Consider the following 9,408-nt stretch of genomic DNA (forward strand, 5'->3'; position numbering starts at 1 on the left):
CGTCGTCGAAGGTCCGGTCGGCGTAGGCGAGGTCCGGGCTCGGCGAGGCGCTGGTGAGCCGCTCGGCCCGCTCGTCGGAGAGGGCGTCGACGCGGATCCGCTGCTTGCGACGGGCCTGGTCCAGGAACAGGTTGGTGGTGATCCGGTGCAGCCAGCCCTCGAAGGTGCCGGGCGTGTAGGAGGCGAGCGAGCGGAACACCCGGACGAAGACCTCCTGGGTGAGGTCCTCGGCGTCCTGGCGGTTGCCGGTCAGGCGGTAGGCGAGACGGTAGACGCGGTCGGAGTGCAGCTCGACCACCTCGTCCCAGGTCGGCACCGCGGACGTGCCTGACTGGCCCTGGGTCGCAGCGTCCACCGGGGTCTCCTCATGGCGCGATTCGCGCGCCTTCACTCCGAACAGCGTCTGACTTCCTCACCGTAGGAACCGAGCCTGAGAGCAGCCTGTGAGGGCGGCCTCAGGATTGCTGAGAACTCATCAGGACAACGTCTCGTCGGGCCGTCGCGTTCCCGCCGGTTCGCGATACGGTGGTGCCGCTCGATCACGCTGGTCGCCCGCGCTGGCGGGTGCCCCACCCAGGAGGCCACCATCACCACCCCGATCAAGCCCACGAGTTGGTCCTACGCCGAGGGTTTCATCGCCGAGGACGAGGTCCTCGCCGCTGCCCGCGCCCGCGCCGAGGAAGTGGGGGTCGTCTCGATCGGCTCCGGTGGGGGTGCCGCCCTGCGGTTCCTCGCCTCGGTGCTCGACGCCCGGGCGGTCGTCGAGATCGGCACCGGCACCGGTGTCTCCGGCCTCTGGCTGCTGCGTGGCATGCGCAGCGACGGCGTGCTCACCACCGTGGACATCGAGGCCGAGCACCAGCGGCTCGCACGTCAGTCCTACACCGAGGCCGGCATCCCGCCGCAGCGCGCGCGCACCATCTCCGGCGCGGCGCTCGAGGTGCTCCCCCGGCTGACCGACGGCCACTACGACCTGGTCTTCTGCGACGCCGACAAGGCCGAGTACGCCGCCTACCTCAAGGAGGCGCTGCGTCTGCTCCGCCCCGGTGGCGTGGTGGCCTTCGACAACGCCCTGTGGCACGACCGGGTGGCCGACCCCGCCCAGCGCGACGAGGAGACCGTGTCGATCCGGGAGCTGGGGCGCACGATCGCGGAGCACGACGGCCTGGTCTCGGTGCTGCTGCCCGTCGGTGACGGGCTGCTGGCCGCGAAGAAGGTCTGGGCCCCCGAGGTCTGAGTCGGGACTCGATCAGCAGCGGGAGGCGGCGGTGAAGCCGGCGCCGCCCTCGGCGACCGCGACGATGTCGCAGGCCTCGATCAGCACCGGGCCGCTCCCGATGAGCTGGGAGCCCGGAGCCTGCTCGGCCCCCGCGGTGAAGGTCGCCTGGAACTCGGCCCTGGCCTCCTGTGTCGCGAAGACGTAGCAGCCCTCGAACCACTCCCCGGCCCGCATCCGCCAAGTCTTGAACTGCAGGCCGGGCATCGCCTGGAAGCGCGCGTGCGAGGATTCCGCGACGTACGACGCCAACGTCTCCTCGATGCCGTCGGGGGCGTCGGCGAGCGACCAGCGGACGGTCAGGCCGATCACGGGATCGACGCCAGGGGGTCGGGTCCGCCGAGCCAGCCGAGCAGGGCGCGCGCGCCGAAGCCGGTCGGGCCGGTGGTCCACTCGTGGTGCTCGGTCGGCGAGTCGCCGGCCGAGGCCACGTCGAGGTGCGCCCAGGGCAGGCCATCGACGAAGTGCTGCAGGAACAGCGCCGCGGTGATCGCCCCGGGGCCACCCGCCGCGTTGTCGGCGTCGGCGACCTTGGAGGTCAACTTCTCCTCGTAGACCTCGGCCAGCGGGAACCGCCACAACGGTTCACCCGCGTCCTCGCCGGCCTGCGCGAGGGCGGCCGCGAGGGCGTCGTGGTTGGCGAAGTAGCCGCCGGTGCGCTGACCGAGCGCGACCTTCATCGCGCCGGTCAGGGTGGCGACGTCGACGATCGCGTCCGGCTTGATCTCCTGTACGGCATAGGCGAGCGCGTCGGCCAGGACCAGCCGGCCCTCGGCGTCGGTGTTGGTGACCTCGGAGGTGCGCCCGCCGAAGTGGGTGAGGACGTCACCGGGGCGCAGGGCGTTGCCGGAGACGGCGTTCTCCGCTGCCGGGACCAGGCCGACCACGCGCACCGGGCACTCGACGGCCGCCAGTGCGCTGAGGACGGCGAGCACGATCGCCCCACCGGTCATGTCGCGCTTCATCGTGATCATGGCCTCGCCGGGCTTGATCGAGAGGCCGCCGGAGTCGAAGGTGATCCCCTTGCCCACCAGGACGACCACCGGGGTCTTCCGTTTGACCTTCGCGGGGGTGTAGTCCATCCGGATCAGACGGGGCGGGGTGGCCGAGGCCTGCCCGACGCCGAGGATCCCACCGAAGCCCTCGTCGGCCAGTCGACGTTCGTCCCAGATGGTGACGGCAAGACCTGCCTCCTCGCCGAGCAGGCGCGCCTGCTCGGCCAGCCAGGCGGGATTCTTCAGGTTCGACGGGACTGTCGCCAGCATCCGGGCGCGCCACCCGGCACCGCCGATGGCCAGCGCCCGGTCGAGGGCCCGGTCGAGGTCGTGGTCCTCGGGGAGCCCGGCGAGCACGACCTTGGCCACCGGCCGGTGCTCGGGCTCCGCGGAGCCCCAATGGAAGCCGAAGGAAGCGAGCATCGCGCCCACCACGAAGGCCTCCAGGCCGGCGGTCGAGGCCAGCGCGGGGATCGACGTCGCGATGCTGTCGCGGTCCTGGGTGGCCCGGGCGAGCGCTGCCCCGGCGCGCCGGAAGTCGACCAGCCGCTGCTCGCCGACACCGACCAGGTGCACCCAGCGCAGCGCCGGGTTGTCGGGCAGGCCACCGGGGACCGGGAGGGTGGTCACCTCGCCCGCCTTGCCGGTGGCCTCGTTCATCTCGAGCAACGCCAACAGGTCGGTGTCGAGCTGCTCGCCGACCTCTGCAGCACCCGGACCGAGCAGGGCTGAGCCTGCCCCGACGCCGGGGACGACGGGGAGGGCGAGGACCTCGACGCCGACGATGGCGTGCGGCCGGAGGTCGCTGAGCGCGAACTGCGGGGGTGAGACCTGGGCGGGAAGAGTGACCGAGAGGGAGGCGGACATCAGCCGGGGCTCAGTGGGCCGTCAGCCCACGACGTCCTTGAGCGCAGCACCCAGGGCGCCAGCCTCGTCGGCGTTGAGCTCGACGACGAGACGACCCCCGCCCTCGAGCGGGACGCGCATGACGATGCCGCGTCCTTCCTTGGTGACCTCCAGCGGACCGTCACCGGTCCGCGGCTTCATGGCCGCCATCCGCGTACCTCTTCCTCTACCGATTCAAGAGCAGTCAGGGTCCGAGCGACCCTGTCCGCCTCACGCTGTCGGCCATTATCCCCCATGGCACCGGCGTCCCCGACCACAGGGTCACGCGTCGTTCCGCGCGCAGGGACGCTCCGACTGGCACACTCCCCCCCATGCATGCCCGGTCCGCACTGTTCGACGTCTACGGCGATCACCTGCGCACCCGCGGCAGCCAGGCCCCGGTCGCGGCCGTCGTACGCCTCCTCGCGCCGGTCGGCATCGCCGCGCCGGCCGTGCGCACCGCCATCTCGCGCATGGTGATGCAGGGCTGGCTGGAGCCGGTCAACCTGGACGGCGGACGTGGCTACCGGGCCACCGAGCGCGCCACCCGCCGTCTCGACGAGGCCGCCGAGCGGATCTACCGACGCACCCGCCCCGCCTGGGACGGCCACTGGCACTTCGCCTTCGTCGAGCCACCAGCCAGCCGCAGCGCGCGCAGCCGGCTGCGCGCGGACCTGACCTACGTGGGGTACGCCGAGCTCGCCGACCACGTGTGGGTCAGCCCCTTCCCCCGCGGCGAGCTCGCCTCCGTCCTGGAGCGCGCGGGTGCCGGCGCCCGGACCGCGCGTGCCGACCGGGTCGACCCGCCTCCGACCGAGGCGTGGGACCTGCTCGCGCTGCGCTCGGCGTACGACGAGTGGCTGGCCTCGGCGGACGCGCTGGTCGCCGAGCAGCTGGCCGGTCACGACGATGCCGACGAGGCTGCGTTCGCCGCGCGCTTCCACCTGGTCCACGAGTGGCGCAAGTTCCTCTTCGCCGACCCCGGCCTGCCCGAGGAGCTCCTGCCCGAGGACTGGCCGGGCCGAGCCGCCACCGAGCTCTTCACCCGCGAGGCCACCCGCCTCAAGCCGGGCAGCGACCGGTTCGTCTCGACCTGCCTGGACGCGTGACGATCCCGGGAGGGCCATCGGGCAGACTGCAGCCATGACCGAGTCCTCCGTGCTCCTCGACCTGTCCGACGGCGTCGCCACCATCACGCTGAACCGCCCCGACGCGATGAACAGCCTCGACGTGGCCACCAAGGTGCTGCTGCTCGAAATCGTCCGGGAGGTCTCGGAGAACCCGGCCGCCCGCTGCGTCGTGCTCACCGGCACCGGGCGTGCGTTCTGCACCGGCCAGGACCTCAAGGAGCACATCCAGATCCTCAACAGCGGCTCCAGCGAGCAGCTGTTCCGCACGGTCGACGAGCACTACAACCCGATCGCCACGGCGCTCGACGAGATGGCCAAGCCCGTCCTCGCCGCCGTGAACGGGGTCGCCGCCGGCGCCGGAGCGAGTCTCGCCTTCGGTTGCGACCTCCGTCTGGTGGCCGACACGGCCGGCTTCAACCTCGCCTTCGCCAACGTCGCGCTCTCCTGCGACACCGGCGCCAGCTACCACCTCCAGCGGCTGGTCGGCCGGGCCAAGGCCATCGAGCTGCTCTACTTCCCGCGCACGATCAAGGCCGACGAGGCCCTGGCCCTGGGGCTGGCGACCCACGTGGTGCCGGCCGCCGAGCTCGAGAGCGAGGTGCGCACGCTGGCCGAGCGTCTGGCTGCCGGCCCGACGGTCGCCTACGGCTCGATGCGCCAGTCCGTCGCCTACGCGGCCGGGCACTCCTACGCAGAGGCGCTCGCCTTCGAGAGCCGGATGATGCAGCGCACCGGCGCCACCGAGGACCACGCCGCCGCCGTCGCGGCCTTCGTGGCGAAGGAGAAGCCGAACTTCCAGGGCCGGTAGGACGCTCAGCCCGGCCCCGGCGCCGGGCCGCCCTTGGCCCCCCACACGGCCAGCACCTGGCGCGGCGCCCGGTGCCGCATGAGGTGACGCGACGGACGGGCGCCGTACTCGACGGTCAGGGCTGCGCCCGTGAACTTCGCGTTGTACCAACTCGTCATCGTGCCGTGGCAGACCCCGCCACAGGTGAAGCGCTTGCGCGGCAGGCGCAGCTCACGGGCCACCCTGCGAGCGAACCTGGGCTTCTTGGTGTCGGTGTCCACGCCGTGCAGCGGCTGGTGGAAGCTGAGGATCCGCTTCGGGCGGACGTCCTTGAGGAACCTGATCATCGCGCGGGTCTCGGGCTCCGAGCGCGGACGCGGACCGGACTCGTAGGTGCCGTCCAGGTCCTTCCAGTGGTGCGGGTAGTTCCGGTTCAGGTCGACGCCGTGGGCGTTCTTGCGGGTGCCGGCCGCGAGACCGTCCGGGTTGTACGTCGGCACCACCCACAGGTCGAGCCCCCGGATCGGTCGTCCGTCGCGCAGCGCGCGGAGGATCTGGCGCGGGGCGGCCTCGTTGCCGTGCATGGTCGCGATCAGCACCACCGTGGGTTTTCCGCGTTGGCCGAGGTGCCAGGCCACGATGTCGCGGCCCTCGACGGACTCGCCGATCACGCGGCGACCGATCACCGCCGGGCGCTCCTCGGCGCCGGCCGGGCCGGCGGACGCCTCCGCGAAGGGGGCGAGGGCGGCCAGCGCGAGAGGGCCGATGGCGAGGATCCCGAGACGTCGCCGCACGGTGCCCTCAGACCGCCGCCGTGAGGTAGGCCCAGGTGAAGACACAGACCCCGGCCAGCATGCCGACATGGGCCAGGATCGAGAGTCCGGGCCCCTCGGACCAGGAGTCCTGCGACACCTCCGAGGCGTGCTTTCCGCCGCTGGGCAGCCACCGCACCAGGATCAGCAGGCCGGCCACCACCACGATCCACCAGAAGGCCAGGGCGACGATGCCCACGGCGGCACTCCCGGGCGCCGAGTCCTCGGGCGCCACCAGGAAGGTCACCCAGGCGAGCAGTGCCAGGGCGCCGCTCACCGTGTGCGTGGCGAGCAGTCCGCCGCCCAGCTGGAACCTGCCCGCAGCCTCGCCCGCAAGTCGCAGCCGGACACGGGTCAGCACGACGACGACGGCTGCAAGGCCCGTCAGGACGTAGACGATCACGGGGGTCGACACGCTCGGCAGTGTGCCCTACGAAGCGGGTGCTTCGCCACGACCCTCCGAGGGTGGGGCCGGGTCGTCGGTCGCGTCCCCCGCCTCGACGCCGGCCTCGGCGAGCTGCGTCGCGAGCCGGTCCAGGAGGGCGTCGACCTCGGACATCCGGTACCCGCGCACGGCCAGCGGGAACCGGACCCGGCGCAGGTCGTCGGCGGCCAGGGGCCCCGTGCCGGGGATGCCGGCGTCCGGTCGATCGTCGTACGCCGGCGTCATCGGCTCACCCTTGCCGGCAGCCACCAGCGCGACGCCGCCGAGGGCCAGCACGATCAGGATCGCGAAGAGCCACATCATCAGCGGTCACCGTTGCGGGCCTCGACCATCAGCGCGACAGCCTCCTCGACGTCGTCGGTCAGGGTCAGCATCTCGAGGTCGTGCTCGGAGAGCGTCCCGGCGGCGAGGGCCGTGTCGCGCAGCCAGCCGACCAGGCCCTGCCAGTAGTCGACACCGACCAGCACGATCGGGAAGCGGGTGACCTTGCGGGTCTGCACCAGCGTGAGCGCCTCGAACAGCTCGTCGAGGGTGCCCAGGCCGCCCGGCAGGACGACGAAGCCCTGGGAGTACTTCACGAACATGGTCTTGCGGGCGAAGAAGTAGCGAAAGTTCACACCCATGTCGACCCACGGGTTGAGCCCCGACTCGAAGGGCAGCTCGATGCCCAGCCCGACGCTGACCCCCCCGGCCTCCGAGGCGCCCTTGTTGGCGCCCTCCATCGCACCGGGACCACCGCCGGTGATCACCGCGAAGTCGGCCCGGGCGAGCCCGGCGCCGACCTGCTCGGCCAGCGCGTACGCCGGGTGTCCGGCCGGTGTACGGGCCGAGCCGAAGACCGCCACCGCCGGCCCCAGCTCGGCCAGGGCGCCGAAGCCCTCGACGAACTCGGCCTGGATACGCAGGACTCGCCAGGGATCGGTGTGAACCCAGTCGCTGGGGCCGCGAGAATCGAGCAGACGCTGGTCCGTGGTCGATCCCTCGTCGCGAGCCTGTTCGCGCCGCTTGAGGACCGGGCCGGTGATCTTGTCGATCATGCGTCACCACCCAGCCAGCCGCGCAGCAGGACCTCGCAGCGCTCGATCTCCTCGACCGGCACGAACTCCTCCTGCTTGTGCGCCAGCAGCGGGTCGCCCGGCCCGAAGTTCACCGCCGGCACTCCCAGGGCCGTGAAGCGCGCGACGTCGGTCCAGCCGAACTTCGGGTGTGCCTCGCCGCCGACCGCCGCCAGGAAGGCCTTGGCCGCCGGGACGTCGAGACCCGGCAGGGCGCCGGGGGCGCTGTCGGTGACCTCGACGTCGTACCCCTCGAAGAAGTCGCGGACGAAGTCGGCCGCCTCGGCCTCGGAGCGGTCCGGCGCGAACCGGAAGTTGACCTCCACCACGCACTCGTCCGGCAGCACGTTGCCGGCGACCCCGCCGCGGATGAAGACCGCGTTCAGACCCTCGTGGTACTCCAGCCCGTCGATCACCGGCCGTCGCGCTTCGTACTGCTGGAGGCGAGCGAGCACGTCGGCCGCGGCATGGATGGCGTTGACGCCCTTCCAGCTGCGGGCCGAGTGGGCGCGCTCGCCGTGGGTGCGGACGTCGACCCGCAGCGTGCCCTGGCAGCCGGCCTCGACCCCGGCGTTCGAGGGCTCCATCAGGATCGCGAAGTCGGCGACCATCAGCTCGGGGTTGCTCGCGGCGAGGTGCTTGAGGCCGTTGTACTGCTCGTCGATCTCCTCGGCCTCGTAGAAGATGAAGGTGACGTCGCGGTTGGGCTCGGGCACGGTTGCCGCCAGGCGGAGCATGACGGCGTCGCCACCCTTCATGTCGCAGGTGCCCAGGCCGTGCAGCAGGTCGCCGTCGGGGCGCTGCTCGCGCCGGGCGGGCAGATTGTCGTTGAGCGGGACGGTGTCGAGGTGGCCGGCGATCACCACGCGTTCCCCGCGGCCGAGGTCGGTCCGGGCGACGACGGTGTGGCCGTGTCGGGTGACGATGAGGTGCTCGAGGGGCTCGAGGGCGGCCTGGACGGCGTCGGCGATGGCCTGTTCGTTCCGACTCACCGACTCGATGTTGACCAGCTGCTCGGTGAGGGTGGCGACGTCCGCGGAGAGGTCCAGGTGCGACATGTCGCCATCCAACCATTCCGCCGAACTGGAACCTGTTCTAGTGTTCGGTCATGCGCCACGGGATCGTCCTGTTCACCTCCGACCGCGGGATCACCCCCGCCGCAACGGCGCGCGCCGCCGAGGAACGCGGCTTCGACACCTTCTACGTGCCCGAGCACACCCACATCCCGATCCGGCGAGAGGCCGCCCACCCGGGCACCGGCGACGCGTCGTTGCCCGACGACCGGTACGCCCGCACGCTGGACCCGTGGGTCTCGCTGGCCACCGCTGCCGCGGTGACGTCGCGGATCAGGCTGTCGACCGCGGTGGCGCTCCCGGTCGAGTCGGACCCGATCACGCTGGCCAAGGCGATCGCGTCGCTGGACCACCTCTCCGGCGGCCGGGTCACGCTCGGGGCGGGCTTCGGGTGGAACACCGACGAACTGGCCGACCACCACGTGCCGGCCGCGCGTCGTCGTACCGTGCTGAAGGAGTACCTCGCGGCGATGCGGGCGCTCTGGACGCAGCAGGAGGCGTCGTACGACGGGGAGTTCGTGTCGTTCGGACCGTCGTGGGCCTACCCGAAGCCGGTGCAGGCGCACGTGCCGGTGCTGATCGGGGCCGGCGGCGGCCCGAAGACCTTCCGCTGGATCTCCGAGAACGCCGACGGCTGGATGACCACCCCGATCGAGCAGGACATCAGCGGCAAGGCCGCCGACCTGCACCGGGCCTGGGCCGAGGCCGGCCGCGAGGGGTCGCCGGAGATCCACGTGCTGGTCGCGACGAAGCCCTCCCCCGACGACCTCGCCGGGTGGGAGGCGGCCGGGGCGACCGAACTGATCTGGGGGGTGCCGGACAAGTCCGAGGACGAGGTTCTGGCCCACCTGGATCGCCTCGCCACCCGCCTGCGCTGACCTGCCACTTGTGGTTGCTGCCAGGCCGCTGACCTGCCACTTGTGGTTGCTCTTGGGCAACCACAAGTGGCA

The 9,408-nt window shown here is 72.0% G+C and carries 13 protein-coding genes; 4 read left to right on the top strand and 9 right to left on the bottom strand.

Annotated elements, in window-relative coordinates:
* The coding region (locus ABZE72_RS13455) for a sigma-70 family RNA polymerase sigma factor (protein WP_372729542.1) at window positions 1-355 on the bottom strand (355 nt) is incomplete at its 3' end.
* Between the two features lie 231 nt (window positions 356-586).
* On the opposite strand from ABZE72_RS13455, the gene ABZE72_RS13460 reads away from it, so the two are divergent.
* Window positions 587-1,237 (top strand): O-methyltransferase, encoded by a 651-nt coding sequence (locus tag ABZE72_RS13460; RefSeq protein ID WP_372729553.1) that lies wholly within the window; start codon window positions 587-589, stop codon window positions 1,235-1,237.
* Between the two features lie 12 nt (window positions 1,238-1,249).
* Here the strand turns inward: ABZE72_RS13460 and ABZE72_RS13465 are convergent, their stop codons facing one another.
* From ABZE72_RS13465 to ABZE72_RS13475, 3 genes are read right to left on the bottom strand one after another with little or no spacing between them, the layout of a single operon-like run.
* Window positions 1,250-1,588, bottom strand: coding sequence for a hypothetical protein (locus tag ABZE72_RS13465; protein ID WP_372729543.1), 339 nt, complete (start codon window positions 1,586-1,588; stop codon window positions 1,250-1,252).
* The gene (locus tag ABZE72_RS13470; protein WP_372729544.1) at window positions 1,585-3,138 is read right to left on the bottom strand and encodes a M17 family metallopeptidase; all 1,554 of its coding nucleotides are present in this window, start codon (window positions 3,136-3,138) and stop codon (window positions 1,585-1,587) included. Before ABZE72_RS13470 ends, ABZE72_RS13465 begins: the two co-directional genes overlap by 4 nt.
* Before the next feature lie 21 nt (window positions 3,139-3,159).
* Entirely contained in the window at window positions 3,160-3,327 is a 168-nt protein-coding gene (locus ABZE72_RS13475) for a DUF3117 domain-containing protein (protein WP_107700523.1), read from the bottom strand.
* 161 nt (window positions 3,328-3,488) lie between these two features.
* Here ABZE72_RS13475 and ABZE72_RS13480 point away from each other — a divergent pair, with 161 nt between their 5' ends.
* Both ABZE72_RS13480 and ABZE72_RS13485 read left to right on the top strand, forming a co-directional pair.
* Window positions 3,489-4,265 carry a PaaX family transcriptional regulator C-terminal domain-containing protein gene (locus tag ABZE72_RS13480; RefSeq protein ID WP_372729545.1) on the top strand — a complete coding sequence of 259 codons (777 nt, stop codon included), beginning with the start codon at window positions 3,489-3,491 and terminating at the stop codon, window positions 4,263-4,265.
* Window positions 4,266-4,299: 34 nt separating this feature from the next.
* Complete coding sequence (locus tag ABZE72_RS13485; RefSeq protein ID WP_372729546.1) at window positions 4,300-5,094, top strand: enoyl-CoA hydratase/isomerase family protein; 795 nt, start codon at window positions 4,300-4,302, stop codon at window positions 5,092-5,094.
* Between the two features lie 5 nt (window positions 5,095-5,099).
* Here ABZE72_RS13485 and ABZE72_RS13490 read toward each other — a convergent pair whose 3' ends face one another.
* Genes ABZE72_RS13490 through dapE form a run of 5 tightly spaced genes read right to left on the bottom strand, consistent with a single transcriptional unit; the run spans window position 5,100 to window position 8,443 of the window.
* Window positions 5,100-5,867 (bottom strand): M14 family zinc carboxypeptidase, encoded by a 768-nt coding sequence (locus tag ABZE72_RS13490; RefSeq protein ID WP_372729547.1) that lies wholly within the window; start codon window positions 5,865-5,867, stop codon window positions 5,100-5,102.
* A gap of 7 nt (window positions 5,868-5,874) precedes the next feature.
* Window positions 5,875-6,300, bottom strand: coding sequence for a hypothetical protein (locus tag ABZE72_RS13495; RefSeq protein WP_372729548.1), 426 nt, complete (start codon window positions 6,298-6,300; stop codon window positions 5,875-5,877).
* Between the two features lie 15 nt (window positions 6,301-6,315).
* On the bottom strand, window positions 6,316-6,633 hold the full coding sequence (locus ABZE72_RS13500) for a DivIVA domain-containing protein (RefSeq protein WP_372729549.1): 318 nt from the start codon (window positions 6,631-6,633) through the stop codon (window positions 6,316-6,318).
* On the bottom strand, window positions 6,633-7,367 hold the full coding sequence (locus tag ABZE72_RS13505; protein ID WP_372729550.1) for a TIGR00730 family Rossman fold protein: 735 nt from the start codon (window positions 7,365-7,367) through the stop codon (window positions 6,633-6,635). Before ABZE72_RS13505 ends, ABZE72_RS13500 begins: the two co-directional genes overlap by 1 nt.
* Window positions 7,364-8,443: a succinyl-diaminopimelate desuccinylase gene (gene dapE / locus ABZE72_RS13510; protein WP_372729551.1), complete on the bottom strand. Its 1,080-nt coding sequence runs from the start codon at window positions 8,441-8,443 to the stop codon at window positions 7,364-7,366. The genes ABZE72_RS13505 and dapE overlap by 4 nt, the downstream gene beginning before the upstream one ends.
* Before the next feature lie 50 nt (window positions 8,444-8,493).
* Here dapE and ABZE72_RS13515 point away from each other — a divergent pair, with 50 nt between their 5' ends.
* Window positions 8,494-9,336, top strand: a complete 843-nt coding sequence (locus tag ABZE72_RS13515) for an LLM class F420-dependent oxidoreductase (protein ID WP_372729552.1) — start codon at window positions 8,494-8,496, stop codon at window positions 9,334-9,336.
* The last annotated feature ends 72 nt before the right edge of the window (window positions 9,337-9,408 follow it).

The organism is Nocardioides sp. (genome assembly GCF_041600255.1).
GTDB lineage: Bacteria > Actinomycetota > Actinomycetes > Propionibacteriales > Nocardioidaceae > Nocardioides.

What these genes read in the sequence shown, in the direction of transcription:
- ABZE72_RS13470 (WP_372729544.1), bottom strand. Translation starts at nt 3,138, where the DNA reads ATGTCCGCCTCCCTCTCGGTCACTCTTCCCGCCCAGGTCTCACCCCCG.
- ABZE72_RS13475 (WP_107700523.1), bottom strand. Translation starts at nt 3,327, where the DNA reads ATGGCGGCCATGAAGCCGCGGACCGGTGACGGTCCGCTGGAGGTCACC.
- ABZE72_RS13480 (WP_372729545.1), top strand. Translation starts at nt 3,489, where the DNA reads ATGCATGCCCGGTCCGCACTGTTCGACGTCTACGGCGATCACCTGCGC.
- ABZE72_RS13485 (WP_372729546.1), top strand. Translation starts at nt 4,300, where the DNA reads ATGACCGAGTCCTCCGTGCTCCTCGACCTGTCCGACGGCGTCGCCACC.
- ABZE72_RS13500 (WP_372729549.1), bottom strand. Translation starts at nt 6,633, where the DNA reads ATGATGTGGCTCTTCGCGATCCTGATCGTGCTGGCCCTCGGCGGCGTC.
- ABZE72_RS13505 (WP_372729550.1), bottom strand. Translation starts at nt 7,367, where the DNA reads ATGATCGACAAGATCACCGGCCCGGTCCTCAAGCGGCGCGAACAGGCT.
- dapE (WP_372729551.1), bottom strand. Translation starts at nt 8,443, where the DNA reads ATGTCGCACCTGGACCTCTCCGCGGACGTCGCCACCCTCACCGAGCAG.
- ABZE72_RS13515 (WP_372729552.1), top strand. Translation starts at nt 8,494, where the DNA reads ATGCGCCACGGGATCGTCCTGTTCACCTCCGACCGCGGGATCACCCCC.